Source organism: Microbacterium hydrocarbonoxydans (assembly GCF_011752045.1).
GTDB lineage: Bacteria > Actinomycetota > Actinomycetes > Actinomycetales > Microbacteriaceae > Microbacterium.
In genome coordinates this window covers 834,606-852,537 of record NZ_JAAKXW010000001.1, presented here as the reverse complement: position 1 = coordinate 852,537, position 17,932 = coordinate 834,606, and the positions used below count along the sequence as shown (strand labels likewise).

The following is a 17,932-nucleotide window of genomic DNA, read 5'->3' as shown; positions in this document are numbered from 1 at the left end:
AGGATGCTGAACGCTCTTGTCACGTCCGCAGCGGAAGAGGCGGCTCACAACCCGCTGATCCCCGCGTGGTACGACATCATCTGGTCGGGCATCTGCTTCGTCATCATCCTGGGCGTCGTGTGGAAGGTCGCACTGCCCAAGATGTACGCGCTGCTCGACGCGCGCTCCGCCGCGATCGAGGGCAACATCGCGAAGGCCGACGAGGCTCAGAAGCAGGCAGAGGCCGCGCTCGAGGAGTACACCCGTCAGCTGGCCGAGGCACGCACCGAGGCCGGTGAGATCCGCGAGGCCGCCCGTGAGGACGGCAAGAAGATCGTCGCCGAGGCCAAGGAGGCCGCGTCCAGCGAGGCCGCTCGCATCACGGCGACCGCGCACACGCAGATCGAGGCCGAGCGCCAGGCCGCTCTCGTCTCGCTGCGCAGCGAGGTCGGCACGCTCGCGATCGACCTCGCCGGCGGCGTGGTCGGCGAGACGCTCTCCGACGATGCACGTGCGACGGCTGTCGTCGACCGCTTCCTCGCCGACCTCGAAGCATCCGAGAAGGCGGCTCAGTAATGGGCAGCGCGACCACTCAGGCACTCGCGGCATCGACTCAGGCGCTTGCCGCGGCGTCCGGCGTCAGCCTCGACACCGCGCGGGAGCTCTTCGCCGCCGCGCGCGCCGTGAGCGAGTCGTCCCAGCTGAGCGGCGCGCTCGCCGACCCGGCGGCTCCGGCCGCAGCACGGCAGAACGTCGTGGCAGCGGTGTTCGGCGGGTTCTCCCAGGGCGCCCAGGGCGTTCTGAAGACCGTCGTCGCCGAGCGCTGGTCCTCCGCCGGCGAGCTCGTCGACGGCATCGAGGAGCTCGCGATCCGCGCCGCTGCCATCGCCGACCCGCAGGCGGACATCGAGGGCGAGCTGTTCAGCTTCTCCCGCGTGATCGCCGCGAACGCCGAGCTGGAGCTCGCTCTGGGCAGCCGCCTCGGGGGAGAGGACGCCAAGGGCGCCCTCGTCGAGCGCCTGCTCGCCGGCGGTGCCAGCGCGCCCGTGACGCTCATCGTCTCCAGCCTGGTCCGCCAGCCGCGGGACCGCCGGGTGCGCCAGCTGCTGAACCGGGCGATGCGCATCGTGTCCGGCCAGCGCGGCCGCGTCGTGGCCACCGTGCACAGCGCGAAGCCGCTCAGCGACGCGCAGCGCACCCGCCTCAGCGACGCCCTGTCCCGTCGCTACGACGGTCAGGTCGCGCTCAACGTGGTCCTCGACCCGAGCGTGGTCGGCGGCCTGCGCGTGCAGATCGCCGATGACGTCATCGACGGCAGCATCTCCGCCCGACTCGCAGACCTTCGCCAGAAGCTCGCGGGCTAACTCGAACTTCGCGCGGGGAACCGCGCACCCAGATACAAAGGGAAGACAATGGCAGAACTATCGATCAGCCCCGACGTCATCCGTGACGCGCTGAAGGACTTCGCCGCCGCCTACGAGCCCACCGGGGCCGCGGCGACCGAGGTCGGCACCGTCATCGACGCCGCTGATGGCATCGCGCACGTCGAGGGACTGCCCGGCGTCATGGCGAACGAGCTCGTGACCTTCGCCGACGGCACCAAGGGCCTCGCCCTGAACCTCGACGAGCATGAGATCGGCGTCGTCGTCCTCGGCGACTTCACCGGCATCGAGGCCGGCCAGGAGGTCACCCGCACCGGTGAGGTCCTCTCGGTCCCCGTCGGCGACGGCTACCTCGGCCGCGTCGTCGACCCGCTCGGCAACCCGATCGACGGCCTCGGCGCCATCGCGACGGAGAGCTCCCGCGAGCTCGAGCTGCAGGCGCCTGGCGTCATGCAGCGCAAGTCGGTGCACGAGCCGATGCAGACCGGCATCAAGGCCATCGACGCGATGATCCCCGTCGGCCGCGGCCAGCGTCAGCTGATCATCGGCGACCGCCAGACCGGCAAGACGGCGATCGCGATCGACACGATCATCAACCAGAAGGCCAACTGGGAGTCCGGCGACGTCAACAAGCAGGTGCGCTGCATCTACGTCGCGATCGGCCAGAAGGGCTCGACCATCGCCTCCGTCAAGGGCGCGCTGGAAGAGGCCGGCGCCCTGGAGTACACCACGATCGTGGCCGCACCGGCATCCGACCCCGCGGGCTTCAAGTACCTCGCCCCCTACACCGGCTCGGCCATCGGCCAGCACTGGATGTACGGCGGCAAGCACGTCCTCATCATCTTCGACGACCTGTCGAAGCAGGCCGAGGCCTACCGTGCCGTGTCCCTCCTGCTGCGCCGCCCGCCGGGCCGCGAGGCGTACCCGGGTGACGTCTTCTACCTGCACTCGCGTCTGCTCGAGCGCTGCGCGAAGCTGTCCGACGAGCTCGGCGCCGGTTCCATGACGGGTCTCCCGATCATCGAGACCAAGGCGAACGACGTCTCGGCGTACATCCCGACCAACGTGATCTCGATCACCGACGGCCAGATCTTCCTCCAGTCCGACCTCTTCAACGCCAACCAGCGTCCGGCGGTCGACGTGGGTATCTCCGTCTCCCGAGTCGGTGGTGACGCGCAGGTCAAGTCGATCAAGAAGGTCTCCGGAACGCTGAAGCTCGAGCTCGCGCAGTACCGCTCGCTCGAGGCCTTCGCGATGTTCGCCTCCGACCTCGACGCCGCCTCGCGTCGTCAGCTCTCCCGTGGTGCGCGCCTGACCGAGCTGCTCAAGCAGCCGCAGTACTCGCCGTACCCCGTCGAGGAGCAGGTCGTCTCGATCTGGGCCGGCACCAACGGCAAGCTCGACACGATCGAGGTCGAGGACGTGCTGCGCTTCGAGCGCGAGCTGCTCGACTACCTGCGCCGCAACACCAAGGTCCTGGACACGCTGCGCGAGACCAACGTCCTCGACGACGACACGGTCGCCGAGCTGGACAAGCAGACGGACGCCTTCATCCTGGAGTTCCAGGGCGGCAAGGGCCACGCCATCGGCGCCCCTGGTCACGAGGAGCACGCCGCAGCCGAGGCTGAGGACGTCAACCAGGAGAAGATCGTCAAGGGTCGTCGCGCGTAAGCGTGAGGTACTGATTCATGGGCGCTCAACTCAGGGTCTACAAGCAGAAGATCTCTTCTGCTCAGACGACCAAGAAGATCACGAAGGCGATGGAACTCATCGCGGCTTCGCGCATCCAGAAGGCGATGGCACGCGTCAAGGCGTCCAGCCCCTTCGCGCGGGCCGTGACGAGGGCCGTGTCGGCCGTCGCGACGCACTCCAATGTCGACCACCCGCTCACTCGCGAGCCCGAGAACATCCGCCGCTCCGCGGTCGTGATCTTCTCCTCGGACCGCGGTCTCGCAGGCGCCTTCAACTCGCAGATCCTCCGTGAGGGTCTCGAGGTGGCTGAGCTGCTGCGCGAGCAGGGCAAGGAGCCGGTGTTCTACCTGATCGGCCGCAAGGCCGTCGGATACTTCCAGTTCCGGCGCCTCGAGGCCGCCGCGGAGTGGACCGGCGACACCGACACCCCGTCGTTCCACACCGCGGAGGAGATCTCGGCCACGCTGCTCGAGGCCTTCTCCCGAGGCGGCGACGCCGGCGGCGTCGACGAGATCACCCTCGTGTACAACCGTTTCGTCAGCATGATGACGCAGGAGCCGGAGTCCGTGCGCCTGCTTCCGCTGGAGATCGCGGAGGCCGACGACTCGGAGGCGGGCAGCACCGTCTACCCGCTCTACGAGTTCGAGCCGGATGCCGAGACCGTTCTCGACGCGATCCTGCCGGTGTACATCCAGAGCCGCGTCTTCAACGCCCTCCTGCAGTCGTCCGCCGCCAAGCAGGCCGCGACGCAGAAGGCGATGAAGTCGGCCAGCGACAACGCCGACAAGCTCATCACCGACTACACCCGCCTGCGCAACAACGCGCGTCAGGCGGAGATCACGCAGCAGATCGCAGAGATCGTCGGCGGCGCCGACGCCCTCTCGTCGAGCAAATAGACCATCAGGAGAGAGACGAAAATGACCCCCACCGCTACGGCTGACAAGCCCGCGACCGCGGTCGTCGGGCGCGTCGCACGCGTCAACGGTCCGGTTGTGGACATCGAGTTCCCGCATGACTCGATCCCGGAGATCTACAACGCGCTGAAGACCACGATCACGATCGGCGAGGAGTCCACCGAGATCACCCTCGAGGTCGCTCAGCACCTCGGCGACGACCTCGTCCGCGCCATCGCCCTCAAGCCGACCGACGGCATCGTCCGCGGCCAGGATGTGCGCGACACCGGAGAGGCGATCTCCGTCCCCGTCGGTGACATCACCAAGGGCAAGGTCTTCAACGTGATCGGCGAGGTCCTCAACGGCGAGCCCGGCGAGACCATCGAGGTCACCGAGCGCTGGCCGATCCACCGCAAGGCGCCGAACTTCGACCAGCTCGAGTCGAAGACCACCATGTTCGAGACCGGCATCAAGTCGATCGACCTCCTCACCCCGTACGTGCAGGGTGGAAAGATCGGTCTGTTCGGTGGTGCAGGCGTCGGCAAGACCGTCCTCATCCAGGAGATGATCCAGCGCGTCGCGCAGGACCACGGCGGTGTGTCGGTGTTCGCCGGTGTCGGCGAGCGCACCCGTGAGGGCAACGACCTCATCCACGAGATGGAAGAGGCGGGCGTCTTCGACAAGACCGCCCTCGTCTTCGGCCAGATGGACGAGCCGCCGGGGACGCGTCTGCGCGTGGCCCTCTCGGCTCTGACGATGGCGGAGTACTTCCGTGACGTGCAGAAGCAGGACGTGCTGCTCTTCATCGACAACATCTTCCGCTTCACGCAGGCCGGCTCCGAGGTCTCCACGCTGCTGGGCCGCATGCCCTCCGCCGTGGGCTACCAGCCGAACCTCGCCGACGAGATGGGTCTCCTCCAGGAGCGCATCACCTCGACGCGCGGCCACTCGATCACCTCCCTGCAGGCGATCTACGTGCCGGCCGACGACTACACCGACCCGGCTCCGGCGACCACCTTCGCCCACCTCGACGCCACCACCGAGCTCTCGCGTGAGATCGCGTCGAAGGGTCTGTACCCGGCCATCGACCCGCTGACCTCGACGTCGCGCATCATGGACCCCCGCTACCTGGGCGAGGACCACTACCGCGTCGCCACCACGGTCAAGCAGATCCTCCAGAAGAACAAGGAGCTGCAGGAGATCATCGCCATCCTCGGCGTCGACGAGCTCTCCGAGGAAGACAAGATCGTCGTGGCCCGCGCCCGTCGCATCCAGCAGTTCCTCTCGCAGAACACCTACATGGCGAAGAAGTTCACCGGTGTCGAGGGTTCGACAGTGCCGCTCAAGGAGACCATCGAGTCGTTCGACGCGATCTGCCGCGGTGACTTCGACCACGTCGCCGAGCAGGCCTTCTTCAACGTCGGCGGCATCTCCGACGTCGAAGAGCGCTGGGCGCAGATCCAGAAGGAGAACGCCTGACCATGGCGCTGCACGTCAGCCTCGTCTCCGCCGACGCGGAGGTCTGGACGGGAGAGGCGAGCCTCGTGGTCGCCAAGACCGTCGAGGGTGAGATCGGCTTCATGACCGGCCACGAGCCGGTGCTGGCGATCCTCGCCGAGGGTCAGGTCCGGATCACCCAGACGGATGGCACCAAGGTGCTCGCGAACGCTCAGGACGGCTTCCTCTCCATGGAGGGCGACGTCCTGACCATCGTGGCGGGCAACGCGGCACTCATCGCCTGATTCAACTCATCCCGAAGCGCAAGGCCCCGTGAATCGGGCGCCTTGCGCTTCGGCGTTCCACCGAGGTCACATGAAGATCCTGCTGCCGCCGTCCGAGACCAAGCGCGAGGGGGGAGCGGGGCGTCCCCTCGACCTGGAGAGCCTGGCTCTCCCGGGTCTGCACGCCCAGCGCCGTGAGGTGCTCGACGCGCTCGTCGACCTCGCCGCCGATGAGGAGGCGTCGCGGCGCGTCCTCAAGCTCAGCGCGAAGCAGGCCGGGGACGTGGCGCACAACCGGATGCTGCACACGGCGGTCACGATGCCTGCGGTGGACCGCTACACGGGCGTGCTCTTCGACGCCCTCGATGCGTCGAGCCTGTCCGCGGCCTCACGGCGGTGGCTCGGCGCACACGCGTGGATACACTCCGCGCCGTTCGGGCCCGTCGGCGCGCTCGACGAGATCCCGGTGTACCGTCTCGCGGCCGGGACCTCGCTCCCCGGCGTCGCCGCGCTGCGGCGTCATTGGGCGCAGCCGACGACCGCGGCGATCGCGGAGGCGGCTCCGCCGTTCGTCCTCGACCTTCGCAGCGAGGCGTACGTCGCCCTCGGCCCGGTGCCGGCATCCGTCCCTTCGGCCTACGTGCGTGTCGTCACCGCGCAGGGCAGGGCACTCAACCACTTCAACAAGAAGTCCAAGGGTCAACTCGTGCGTGCGCTGGCCGAGGACCGCCCGCGGATCGGCTCCGCCCGCACTCTGCGGACGTGGGCGGAGCGCCGCGGCATCGTCCTGCGCGACGGGGGAGAGCCCGGGATGCTGGAGCTCGTCGTCGCCGAATGAGCGCCGTGACGCATGGGTGGTCCTGCCCGCGTGTGTCGTTGCCGGTGCCGTTGACACCCCGCTAGGGTGGGTGACGCGACGCGGACCGCGCGTCAGCTCCAATGGATCCGGAGGGGATCATGCCCAACTACTACGACGACGGGTCAGGCGCATACGCCTTCCTCGGCATCATGCTCGTGTTCAGTTTCATCTTCGCGATCGCCGCATACGTTCTCGGTTCGCTCTTCCTCATGAAGATCTTCGAGAAGGCCGGCGTTCAAGGAAAGTGGCGTGCCTGGGTGCCCGTCTACAACTTCATGATCTTCTTCAAGCTCGGCGATCTGAGCCCCTGGCTGGTGCTGTACGCACTCGGTGGAGCACTGCTGCTGAGCTGGATCGGGATCGGCGCCATCTTCTCGCTTGCTCTCGGCGTCCTGTCCGCCATCGCAGCGTGGCGGGTCGGCCTCAAGCTCCAGAAGGATGCGGTCTGGGTCGTCCTCTACGTCCTGCTGAGCATCGTGTGGTTCGGCGTCAACGCCTTCGACAAGTCGCGCTGGAACCCGAACATCGCTCCGGCGCCGTGGGCCGCCAACGGCTTCCTCGCCGACAAGACGGTCTGGGACGGCGTTCCCGTCCAGCCGCAGGCCCCGGTCGCACCGGGCTATGGCGCGGCGCCGCAGGGCTACGCCCCGCCCGCCCCCCAGGGCTACGCGCCGCCGGCACCGCAGGGCTACGCGCCCCCGGCGGCCCCGGCCGCCGCACCGTCGTACCCGCCGGCGACGCCTCCGGCACCGCCGGCTGCACCGCCTGCGGCGCCCTCGGTCCCGCCGGCACCGCCTGCGGCTCCGCCCGCAGCGCCCTCCGCTCCGCCCGCTGCCCCGCCGGTCCCGCCGACGGACCCCACGCAGCCTCCGGCGTGACGTCCTGACACAGAGCCCCCGACTCCGGTCGGGGGCTCAGTGCTGTGCCGCGCGGAACCGTGCGCTGCGCTACCGCTAACGTGGAGACATGCTCACGTCGCAGCGCCGGGTCGGCGCCTCGGGTCTTCTCGTCTCACCCACCGGACTCGGATGCAACAACTTCGGCCGCGCGGGCACGGTGACCGAGACCCTGGCCGGGACGCGCGAGGTGATCGACGCCGCCATCGCCAACGGCATCACCCTGTTCGACACGGCCGACATCTACGGCGCGGTCGCCGGCGCGAGCGAGACCCTCATGGGGGAGGCGCTCGAAGGGCGACGCGACAGGGTCGTGCTGGCCACCAAGTTCGGCCACGCCCGCGACATGGGGTACGACTTCCCGGCGGGCCTCGGATCGCGGAGATATGTGCGGCGAGCGGTGGAGGAGTCGCTGCGGCGCCTGCGCACCGACTGGATCGACCTGTACCAGCTGCACCTCCCCGACCCGGAGACCCCGATCGCCGAGACGACGGATGCTCTCGACGAACTGGTCCGTGAGGGCAAGATCCGGTACTACGGCCACTCCAACTTCACGGGATGGCAGATCGCCGAGGCGGAGTTCACGTCGCGCGCCCGCTCGACCGGGCGGTTCGTCTCGGCGCAGAACCACTATTCGCTCCTCGCCCGCGCTGCGGAGAGGGAGGTCCTGCCGGCCGTCGCGCGATACGGACTCGGCTTCTTCCCGTGGTTCCCCCTGCACAACGGCCTCCTGACGGGCAAGTTCACCAGGGACGGCGGGCCGGCGACCAGCCGCATCATGTCCACCAGGCAGCACCTGTGGGAGGGGGCGCCCTGGGACGCCCTCGACGCGTTCCGCGCCTTCTGCGACGAGCGCGGCATCACGATGCTCCAGGCGACCTTCGGCTGGCTCCTCGCGAACCCCGTCGTGTCGAGCGTGATCGCGGGCGCCACGTCGGCGGCGCAGGTCGAGGCGAACGCCGAGGCGGGTGAGGCCTGGCGGCCGGATGCCGCCGAGCTGGCGATCATCGACGAGCTGTTCCCGCTCCCGGAAGACCCCGGGGCGAGGACGTGAACATGGGGGAGTCCACTACGATGTGTGTGTATCCTGAGGCCCCCCGAATCGCCGCAGGCATTCCGGAGGCAGCACGTGGCTGAGACGACGACGAAGACGCACAGCGTCACCGCCGATGGGCGGCGATTGACGCTCTCCTGGGCGGGCGTGACCGACGTCGGCCGCCGCCGGGAGACGAACCAGGACGCGTTCTTCGCCGAGTACCCGCTCTTCGTCGTCGCCGACGGGATGGGCGGCCATGCCGGGGGCGAGATCGCCAGCCAGAGCACCGTTCGCCGGCTGGAGTCCCTCGTCTCCGAGGGGCAGGTGGAGCGCCGTGCCATCGAGGCCGCGCTCCAGGCCGCCGTCGATGACATCTCCGAGCATCCGGAGACCACCGACGAGGGCACCGGCACGACTCTCACCGGAGTCTTCCTCGAGTTCGAGGACGACGAGCCGCACTGGGTCTCGCTCAACATCGGCGACTCGCGGGTCTACCTGCTTCGCGACGACCGCCTCGTGCAGGTCACCACCGACCACTCCGTGGTGCAGGAGCTCATCACCGCGGGCAAGATCAGTCCCGAGGAGGCGGAGGGCCACCCGTACAGCAACGTGATCACGCGGGCCGTCGGGGCCAGCGAGCTCACCGCGCCCGACTACGTGCGCTTCGAGGTGCACGCCGGCGACCGCTTCGTGATCTGCTCGGACGGTCTCACCAAGGAGCTCACGGACTACGGCATCCAGCACTTCCTGCGCGAGCACGACGATCCGGCGGCCGCCGTCGACGCGATGCTCGCCGCGGCGCTGGAGAACGGCGGGCGGGACAACGTGACGATCGTCGTCGTGCAGGTGGCGGAAGACCCCTCCTCCACAGAGGCCGAACCGACCGCATAACGACCTCGGGCCTGTGGAATGCGCCCATCGCAGCGCTCCACGGTGTCGACTGAACGGCATGGACTCCCCGTCGATCGCCCTTCCCGCCGACCCTGCGCCGCCGCGGCGTCCTCCCGTGCCGTTCGTGGCCGCGCTCGTCCCGGTCGCCGCCGGGATCGTGCTGTGGCTCGTCACCGGGTCGCTGTACGCGCTGTGCTTCGCGGCCCTCGGCCCGCTCATGATCGCGGCCTCGCTCGTCGACGCCGCACGGTCGCGACGCAGGGCGCGCAGAGACGATCAGGCGGAGAGCGAGGCGGCGTGGGCGAGAGCAGAGGGACAGCTCGCCCGGTATCAGGCGGAGGAGAGGGAGCGACGCTGGCACCGCCATCCGGATGCGGCGGCGGCCCTGGCGGAGCCCCCGCTGCGCGGATCGCAGAGCCCGGATGCACACACCGAACTGGTCGTGGGGCGCGGCGAGGTGCCGAGCGGCATCCGCGCGAACGGCGAGGGCGACCGCGCCGGTGCCTTCAAGGAGCGCTGCGCGCGCCTCGATGACGCCCCCGTGATCGTCCCGCTCGGCGGCGGCGTGTGTCTGCGGGGCCCCGCTCCGACGGCCAGGGCCGCAGCCCGCGCGCTCGTCCTCCAGCTCTGCCTGCGCTTCGGCGCGGGGCAGCTGGCCCTCGTCGGCGATCGCGCCGCGGACTGGAGTCTCGGCGAGCTTCCGCACGCGCGCGCCGCACGTCGAGGTGCCTTCCGGCTCGGACTGGCGATGAGAGGTGACTCGCGTCCTTCCGCCGACGCCGTCGTCTGGATCGTCGATGCGGCGGACGAGGTGCCGGAGGGCGTCACGACGGTGCTCGAACTGGCAGAGCCCGGTCGAGCCGGGCTGCGCACGCCCCACGGGATGCTGACTCTGGCGGCGGAGTGCGTCTCCGCCGCGCAGGCGACGGCCGTCGCCGGCTCCTGGGCGGCGAGCGGGGAGGAACTCGACGTGCTCCCTGATCTGGTCGCGCTGAGCGACCTCTCGCAGCCACCGTCGCGTCACGGGCTCCCCGCCGCGATCGGTCGCAGCCTGCTCGGGGACGTCGTCGTCGACATCGTGGACGACGGGCCGCACGCGATCGTCACGGGCACCACCGGAACGGGGAAGAGCGAGTTGCTCGTCTCGTGGGTCACCGCGATCGCGTCGGCGCACGGTCCCGACAGGGTCACGTTCGTGCTCGCGGACTTCAAGGGCGGCACGGCGTTCGACCCGCTGCGCGGGCTGCCGCAGGTGGCCGCGGTGATCACCGATCTCGACGACGCGGGCGCCCGCCGCGGCGTGACCAGCCTGACCGCGGAGCTCCGCAGGAGGGAAGCGGTGCTGGCGGCGGCCGGCGTGCGCGACGTCCAGGACGCGCGGCTGCCCCGGCTCGTGATCGTGGTCGACGAGTTCGCGGCGCTGCTCCAGGAGCACCCCGACCTCGGTGCGGTGTTCACGGACATCGCGGCGAGGGGACGTGCGCTCGGCATGCACCTGATCATCGGGACGCAGCGTGCATCCGGCGTGATCCGGGAGGCCCTCGCCGCGAACTGCCCGCTCAGGGTGAGCCTGCGCGTCGGCGACCCGGCGGACAGCCGGCTCGTCATCGGGACGGATGCCGCGTCCGAGATCCCGGGCGGATCCGCCTCGCGAGGACTCGCCCTCGTCCGCCGGCCGCAGGACGCCGAGCCGATCGCGACCCGGGTGGCGTTGACAGGTGCAGGCGATCTGCGTGCGATCGGTCTCCGCCAGGCCCCTGCGGAGCCTCCACCGAGCCCCTGGCTCCCCGCGCTTCCGACGATGCTGCCGCTCGCTGAGATCGATGCCGACGTCCCAGCGGGGAGGATCGTGATCGGACGGACGGACGAGCCCGAGCGGCAGCGGCAGCCGCTCGCCCTCCTGGACGTCGGCGTCGACCGCGGGATCGCCGTGCTGGGCGCACCAGGGTCCGGACGGACCTCCGTGCTCCGGCTGCTGCGAGCGCAGTGCCCGGATTCGCTCTGGGTGCCGCACGACGCCGAGGCGGCATGGGACGCTGTCGTCTCCCTCTCGGGCCGCCGAGGTTCAGAGCCTCGCCTGGTGCTGTGCGACGACCTGGACGCGCAGCTCGCCGACCTCCCCGCCGAGCACGCCCAGCAGCTCGCGCAGCGCTGGGAGCAGATTCTCCGCGGCCACCAGGGGACGACATTCGTCTTCACCGCGGCTCGCGCGACCGGACCCGTCGGTCGTCTTCTCGATGCGCTGCCCCGCCGCGTGCTGATGCGGATGCCGAGCCGGGTCGAGCACCTGGCGGCGGGCGGCGACTCCGCCACCTTCGATCGCGCGCGCCCTCCCGGACGGGCGATCATCGGCGAGCACGAGGCGCAGCTCGCCTGGGTCGCCGCGGAGACGACGGCCGCGGTCGATGAGCCGGACCGGCGCCGCGACCACTGGTCGCCGCGCGCGCCCCTCGCCGGCGTCGTGAGCGCGGCCGCGTCCGCCGTCATCCCGCTCCTCGCAGCCGCGCGTCCGGAATGCGACGTGCGTCACGTCTCCGCGGATGCCGTCCCCGCCGTCGGCGACGGCGTGCCGACGATCCTCGTCGGCGAGGCGGAGTCGTGGCAGCGCCAATGGAGCCTCTGGCAGAGGGTGCGCGCGGAGGGAGAGATCCTCGTGCGCGCGGAGAACCCCGCAGACCTGCGACAGCTCGCCGGCGTCCGCGAACTGCCTCCGTATGCGCATCCGCACGCAGGGCGCGCCTGGTCGCTGTTCGGCGCCGAAGGCCCGCGGAGGGTGGTGCTGCCGGAGCTCGACCCCCGGTGATCAGAGGATGTCGGAGAGCGTCGCTCTGCTCATCCCGTGCGCCGCGGCGACGCCCTCGTTCACGACAGCGCCCGCCGAGGTGTTGAGCCCTGCCGCCAGCGCCGGGTCGGCGCCGAGCGCCTCCCGCCAGCCGTGAGCGGCGATCTGGCGCACGTACGGCAGCGTCGCATTGGTCAGCGCGGAGGTGGAGGTGTTCGGCACCGCGCCCGGCATGTTCGCCACGCAGTAGAACACGGTGCCGTGCACGTCGAACGTCGGGTCGTCGTGGGTGGTCGGATGCGTGTCCTCGAAGCATCCGCCCTGATCGACGGCGATGTCGACCAGCACGCTGCCCGGTCGCATCTGCGCCACCATCTCGCTGGTGACGAGCTTCGGAGCGCGTGCCCCCGGGATCAGCACGGAGCCGATGACCAGGTCCGAGGCGATCACTGCGCTCCGCAGGTCCATCGGGTTCGACGAGGCGGTCTTCACCCGGCCCGCGAAGTGATCGTCGAGCAGCCGGAGCCGGGCGATGTTCGTGTCGAAAATGGTGACGTCGGCGCCCATGCCGCTCGCCATCACCGCGGCGTTCGCGCCCGCGACCCCTCCGCCGATCACGGTGACCGTCGCCGGCCGGGTGCCCGGAACGCCGGACATCAGCAGGCCGAGACCGCCCTCAGAGCGCATCAGCGTGTGCGCGCCCACCATCGGGGCGAGACGCCCCGCGACCTCGCTCATCGGAGCAAGGAGCGGCAGTCCGCCCGAGGCAAGCTGGACCGTCTCGTACGCGATCGCGGTCACGCCGTCGGCGAGGAGCCGCTCGGTGAGCGGACGATCGGCGGCGAGATGCAGATATGTGAACAGCACGAGGTCGTCGCGGAAGTGCCGGTACTCGCTCTCGATCGGCTCCTTCACCTTGAGCAGCAGCTCGGCGCGGTCCCAGACCTCCGCCGCCTCCTGCACGAGAACGGCGCCGGCGGCGCGGTACTCGTCGTCGGGCATCGACGATCCGGCTCCGGCGCCGGACTGCACCAGCACCTCGTGCCCGGCGAGGACCAGATCGTGCACACCGGCCGGTGTGAGCGCCACCCGGTACTCGTTGTTCTTCACCTCGGTGGGGACGGAGATCCTCATGATGCGTCCTTTCCCTCTCGCCGTCGAGAGGCGTCCGGCCCGGGTTCAGGCCATCAGATTCCGCTGCCGGGGCGGATCACCCCGACAGGATTCCCTCCGCCCAGCACGGCGAGCGGAAGAGCTTCAGCGAGCGCGGCGACATCGGCCTCGGCCAGGGCGCCGGCACGGGCGAGGAGAGTCGCCGCGACCACGCTCGACGCGCGCGAGGAGCCGTCGAGCATCTTCAGCGCGGCCGTGGCGCCGTTCGGGGCGACCATCACCATCACGCCCTCGGCGCCGTGCTTGGTGAAGACCCCGAGCCTCTCGATCGCGATGGTGTCGGGGCGGCCGGGGCCCTCGATGGCCCAGGGGTTCTCGCGGACGGCACGCACGAGCGATCCCGCCACCCGGTGCAGCGCGAACGGCGAGCGGTCGGAGGCGCTTCCGATGCGGTGGATCGAGCGGGCGAGGCCTGTCAGGGTCAGCGCGTGCACAGGCGCGCCGCAGCCGTCGATCGCCGTGTGGGCGACCTTCTCGCCCGTGAGGCGCTCGATCACCTCGCGGATGTGGGCCTGAAGCGGGTGCGCGGGATCGAGGTATCCGTCGGTCGGCCAGCCGGTCGCCACGCAGGCGCGGAGCATGGCGGCGTGCTTGCCGGAGCAGTTCATGCGGATCCTGGCCTTCGCGCCGTGCTCGCGCACCATCTCGTCGCGCGTGCGCGCGTCCCCGGGCCAGGCCGGAGGGCAGCCGAGGTGGTCCTCGGTGAGACCGCCCTCGGTGAGCATGTCACGGACGACCGCCGCATGGCGATCGGTGCCGGTGTGACTCGCCGTCGACATCGCCAGCTGCTCGCCCTCCAGGGCCGCACCGGCGGTGACGCAGGCGATCGCCTGCAGCGGCTTGAGGCTGGAGCGGGGGAGGACCAGGGCGTCTGCGTTGCCGTGCCTCGCGACGACGTCCCCGTCCGGGGAGAGCACGACGGCAGCGCCCGCATGACGGGACTCCACGAATCCGTTCCGTTCGACGACGGCGAGTTCAACAGCATCCTGAACGGTGAGAGTCTCCAGCACCTGCCAAGAATACCGCCGGCGTCCCCGGTCCCGACGTCGCCGCCCCGCGGTGCGCGACGTCGGACACCGCTGGCAGACTGTCGGCATGGCAGATCACAGAGCCCCTCTCGGCGAGCACCGTTACGCGCTCACGTCGACGTGGACCGGGAACACCGGCGCCGGCACCAGCGGCTACCGCGACTACCGTCGCGACGTCACCCTCGAGGTGCAGGGGAAGCCCGAGATCCTCGCCTCCTCGGACAAGCCGTTCCGCGGCGATCCCGCGCGCTGGAACCCCGAGGACCTGCTGCTCGCCTCGCTGTCCGAGTGCCACCTGCTGTCCTACCTGCATGCCTGCGTGACCGCGGGAGTCGTCGTCGTGTCCTACCGGGACGACGCCTCGGGCGTCATGCGGGAGAACGGGGCCGGCGGGGGCGCCTTCGTCGAGGTGGTGCTCCGCCCCCAGGTGGTCGTCGCCGATGCGTCGATGATCGAGGCGGCCGAACGAGCGCACGCGCAGGCGAACGAGTGGTGCTTCATCGCGAACTCGGTGAACTTCCCGGTCCGGCATCAGGCGACGGTCACCGCACAGGCGTGACCGCGCCGGCCCTCAGCGGCGCTCGTGCGGGAGGGCCTGCTTGATCTTCTCGATCGCCCCCTGGGCGGGCGCCTCGTTGTAGGCGCCCGCGAGCTCCTGCTCGGAGAGCGCGTGGATCGCGGCCATGATCTCGTCTGTCGCCAGGCGGCGAGCACGCCCGCTGGACGCGGGACCGTGCGGCGAGAGGTCGAGGGGCGCGCCGAAGCGGACCGTGACCTTCTCCTTGAGGGTCGGCATCTTCGCTCCGACCGGCATCACCTTGTCGGTGCCGATCAGCCCGACGGGAACCACCGGCGCTCCGGTCTGCAGGGCGAGGAAGGCGACGCCGGTGCGGCCCTTGTACAGCCGGCCGTCCGTGGACCTGGTGCCTTCGGGGTACAGCGCGACCGCGAGGCCATCGTCGAGCAGCTGGCGCTGCAGATCGAGAGCGTCGAGCGCCGCCTGACCGGCGCCGCGCCGCACCGGGATCGCGCCGATCGACTCGAAGAACGTCTTGCTGAGCCATCCGCTCATGCCCGTGCCCTCGAAGTAGCTCGACTTCGCCAGGAAATGGACCGGTCGCGGCGCCGCGACCGGGATCGCGATCGAGTCGATGAAGGACAGGTGGTTGCTCGCGAAGATCACCGCGCCGTCCTGCGGCACGTTCTCGCGGCCCTCGATTCGGGGACGGTAGACGAGACGCGCCAGCGGGCTGATCAGGCTTCGGCCCAGGGCGTAGGTGAAGCCCGCACGACGAGGCTTCGCAGTCTCAGCGGGCGACGATTCGGGCTCCACGGACTGCTCAGAGGTCATCAGAGAAGACTACTCCCGGACCCATGCCGCCGAGGGAATGCAGGGCGCGCCCTCCGCCTCCCAGCGCGGACCTAGCCGGATGAGAGAGGATGGGGTGTCCCGCCCGCGATCCTGAGGTCTCACTGTGCGCAAGCGTCCGCTCCTCGTCCTGTCCACCGTCGCTGCGGCGACCCTGCTCCTCGCCGGCTGCTCCGGCAGTGCGAGCCCCGAGCCCACCGACACCTCGTCCCCGGCGCCGGAGAGCTCCTGCCTCGCCGACCTGAAGTCCGGCGCCGGTTCCGATGCGGTCGTCGTCGACGGCACCGGAGCGGACGCGAAGGTGACGGTGCCCGCCGGTACCGAGCTGACCGAACCCGAGCGCTCGGTGATCGTCGAGGGCGACGGCGAGGACGTCATGCCCGGCGACCTCGTCTCGCTGCGCTACCAGCTCATCGACGCGGTGACCAACGAGGTCCTCAGCACCTCCGAGCGAGGCCCCGACGGCGTGCTCTCCGCCCTGCTGTCGACCCAGAACTCGCAGCAGATGGTCGACCCGACCCAGGCGCCCGTGTTCACCGTCGCCGCCGAGTGCATCCCGATCGGATCGAGCGTCGTGGTCACTCTCCCCTCGACGCAGGAGGGATCGAACCCCAGCATCCTCTACGTCGAGACCATCGAGGAGCTGCCGACCGTCGCCTCCGGCGAGGACGTGGATCCGACCGAGGGCATGCCCGCCGTCGAGCTCGACGATGCCGGCGCTCCGACCATCACGATTCCCGAGGGCGACGCGCCGGCTGAGACGAAGGTCGCGGCCCTGAAGGAGGGCGACGGTGCCGTGGTCGCCTCGGGCGACCTGGTGACCGTGCAGTACCGCGGCGTCAAGTGGTCCGACGGCAGCGAGTTCGACTCCAGCTGGAGCCGTGACGCCGCTCCGGCGCAGTTCCAGACCACCGGTGTCGTCACCGGCTTCAAGATGGCGCTCGAAGGCCAGAAGGTCGGCTCGCAGGTCGTCGTGGTGATGCCGCCGAAGGACGGGTACGGCGAGGGCGAGATCAACGAGACGGATCTGGTCGGCGAGACGCTGGTCTTCGTCGTCGACATCCTCGCGACGACCCCCCTCGAGCAGCCCCAGCAGTAAGCGCATCCGGTGAGCCGGGGACGTGCCATAGGCTGACGGCATGCGTCGCGTCATCGTCCTCGGCTCCACCGGCTCCATCGGCACCCAGGCGCTCGACGTCATCCGCGCCAACCCGCGGCGCTTCGAGCTGGTCGGTCTCGCCGCCGGCTCGAACGCGGAGATGCTGGCGGAGCAGGCCGCGCAGTTCGGCGTCGAGGACACCGCTCTGGGCGCGGACGCCGCCGAGCAGCTCGTCCACGACGTCGAGGCCGACGTCGTGCTCAACGCGATCACCGGATCGATCGGCCTCGGCTCGACGCTCGCCGCGCTGAAGGCCGGACGCACACTCGCCCTGGCCAACAAGGAGTCGCTGATCGTGGGCGGCGAACTCGTGCTCGCCGCTGCCGCGCCCGGCCAGATCGTCCCGGTCGACTCGGAGCACTCCGCTCTCGCGCAGGCGCTCCGCAGCGGAAGCCGCGACGAGGTGCGCCGGCTCATCGTGACGGCTTCCGGAGGGCCTTTCCGCGGGCGTTCGCGCGCAGAGATGGCGGACGTCACTCCCCAGGAGGCTCTCGCGCACCCGACCTGGGACATGGGTCGCATGGTGACCACGAACTCGGCCACCCTCGTCAACAAGGGCCTCGAGGTCATCGAGGCGCACCTGCTGTTCGGCGTCGACTACGACGACATCGATGTGGTCGTGCATCCGCAGTCCATCGTGCATTCGATGGTCGAGTTCATCGACGGATCGACCATCGCACAGGCCTCGCCGCCCGACATGCGCCTGCCGATCTCGCTCGGCCTGGACTGGCCGAGCCGCGTCGGCGGCGTGGGGAGGCCGATGGACTGGACGGCCGCGACGTCCTGGACGTTCGAGCCGCTCGACGACGAGGCGTTCCCCTCCGTCGACCTCGCGAAGGCGGTCGGCCGTGCCGGCGCGACCTTCCCCGCCGTGTACAACGCCGCCAACGAGCAGGCCGTCGACGCGTTCCACGAGGGACGGCTCTCGTTCCTCGGCATCGTGGACACCATCGCGCGCGTGGTCGACGCCCACGAGCCGCCGGAGAAGCTCACGGTGGAGTCGCTGGCGGATGCCGAGGCGTGGGCGCGCCGGAAGGCGGACCAGCTCATCGCCGCTCCCGCTCGCTGAGCG

At 70.3% G+C, this 17,932-nt stretch carries 17 protein-coding genes; 14 read left to right on the top strand and 3 right to left on the bottom strand.

The features are described from left to right. Positions 1–3 precede the first annotated feature (3 nt). From G6G98_RS04045 to G6G98_RS03995, 11 genes are all read left to right on the top strand, one after another. Positions 4–555, top strand: coding sequence for a F0F1 ATP synthase subunit B (locus tag G6G98_RS04045; RefSeq protein WP_067350925.1), 552 nt, complete (start codon positions 4–6; stop codon positions 553–555). After that, positions 555–1,343 (top strand): F0F1 ATP synthase subunit delta, encoded by a 789-nt coding sequence (locus tag G6G98_RS04040; protein WP_067350929.1) that lies wholly within the window; start codon positions 555–557, stop codon positions 1,341–1,343. The genes G6G98_RS04045 and G6G98_RS04040 overlap by 1 nt, the downstream gene beginning before the upstream one ends. 48 nt (positions 1,344–1,391) lie before the next feature. Continuing rightward, positions 1,392–3,032, top strand: coding sequence for a F0F1 ATP synthase subunit alpha (gene atpA, locus G6G98_RS04035; RefSeq protein ID WP_067350932.1), 1,641 nt, complete (start codon positions 1,392–1,394; stop codon positions 3,030–3,032). 17 nt (positions 3,033–3,049) lie between these two features. After that, on the top strand, positions 3,050–3,949 hold the full coding sequence (locus G6G98_RS04030; RefSeq protein WP_067350935.1) for a F0F1 ATP synthase subunit gamma: 900 nt from the start codon (positions 3,050–3,052) through the stop codon (positions 3,947–3,949). 21 nt (positions 3,950–3,970) lie between these two features. Next, the gene (atpD, locus tag G6G98_RS04025) at positions 3,971–5,425 is read left to right on the top strand and encodes a F0F1 ATP synthase subunit beta (protein ID WP_164233635.1); all 1,455 of its coding nucleotides are present in this window, start codon (positions 3,971–3,973) and stop codon (positions 5,423–5,425) included. Between the two features lie 2 nt (positions 5,426–5,427). Further along, the gene (locus G6G98_RS04020; RefSeq protein WP_042541845.1) at positions 5,428–5,688 is read left to right on the top strand and encodes a F0F1 ATP synthase subunit epsilon; all 261 of its coding nucleotides are present in this window, start codon (positions 5,428–5,430) and stop codon (positions 5,686–5,688) included. Between the two features lie 70 nt (positions 5,689–5,758). Next, entirely contained in the window at positions 5,759–6,505 is a 747-nt protein-coding gene (locus G6G98_RS04015) for a YaaA family protein (protein ID WP_164233636.1), read from the top strand. Between the two features lie 119 nt (positions 6,506–6,624). Further along, positions 6,625–7,404 (top strand): large exoprotein, encoded by a 780-nt coding sequence (locus tag G6G98_RS04010; RefSeq protein ID WP_208321419.1) that lies wholly within the window; start codon positions 6,625–6,627, stop codon positions 7,402–7,404. Between the two features lie 88 nt (positions 7,405–7,492). Continuing rightward, the gene (locus tag G6G98_RS04005; RefSeq protein WP_067350947.1) at positions 7,493–8,476 is read left to right on the top strand and encodes an aldo/keto reductase; all 984 of its coding nucleotides are present in this window, start codon (positions 7,493–7,495) and stop codon (positions 8,474–8,476) included. Positions 8,477–8,551: 75 nt separating this feature from the next. Then, positions 8,552–9,349 carry a PP2C family protein-serine/threonine phosphatase gene (locus G6G98_RS04000; protein ID WP_067350950.1) on the top strand — a complete coding sequence of 266 codons (798 nt, stop codon included), beginning with the start codon at positions 8,552–8,554 and terminating at the stop codon, positions 9,347–9,349. Positions 9,350–9,407: 58 nt separating this feature from the next. Next, a complete protein-coding gene (locus G6G98_RS03995) occupies positions 9,408–12,152 on the top strand; it encodes an FtsK/SpoIIIE domain-containing protein (protein ID WP_067350954.1) in 2,745 nt (914 codons plus the stop codon). Here the strand turns inward: G6G98_RS03995 and ald are convergent, their stop codons facing one another. Next, a complete protein-coding gene (gene ald, locus G6G98_RS03990; RefSeq protein WP_067350957.1) occupies positions 12,153–13,265 on the bottom strand; it encodes an alanine dehydrogenase in 1,113 nt (370 codons plus the stop codon). Between the two features lie 53 nt (positions 13,266–13,318). After that, positions 13,319–14,314 (bottom strand): asparaginase, encoded by a 996-nt coding sequence (locus G6G98_RS03985; protein WP_067350961.1) that lies wholly within the window; start codon positions 14,312–14,314, stop codon positions 13,319–13,321. A gap of 85 nt (positions 14,315–14,399) precedes the next feature. Here G6G98_RS03985 and G6G98_RS03980 point away from each other — a divergent pair, with 85 nt between their 5' ends. Then, complete coding sequence (locus G6G98_RS03980) at positions 14,400–14,891, top strand: OsmC family protein (protein ID WP_164233637.1); 492 nt, start codon at positions 14,400–14,402, stop codon at positions 14,889–14,891. Between the two features lie 12 nt (positions 14,892–14,903). Here the strand turns inward: G6G98_RS03980 and G6G98_RS03975 are convergent, their stop codons facing one another. Beyond that, positions 14,904–15,683, bottom strand: coding sequence for a lysophospholipid acyltransferase family protein (locus G6G98_RS03975; protein ID WP_067350968.1), 780 nt, complete (start codon positions 15,681–15,683; stop codon positions 14,904–14,906). A 124-nt stretch (positions 15,684–15,807) separates the two neighbouring features. Here G6G98_RS03975 and G6G98_RS03970 point away from each other — a divergent pair, with 124 nt between their 5' ends. After that, entirely contained in the window at positions 15,808–16,800 is a 993-nt protein-coding gene (locus G6G98_RS03970) for an FKBP-type peptidyl-prolyl cis-trans isomerase (protein WP_067350972.1), read from the top strand. Between the two features lie 40 nt (positions 16,801–16,840). Beyond that, positions 16,841–17,929: a 1-deoxy-D-xylulose-5-phosphate reductoisomerase gene (gene dxr / locus G6G98_RS03965; RefSeq protein ID WP_067350975.1), complete on the top strand. Its 1,089-nt coding sequence runs from the start codon at positions 16,841–16,843 to the stop codon at positions 17,927–17,929. Positions 17,930–17,932 lie beyond the last annotated feature (3 nt).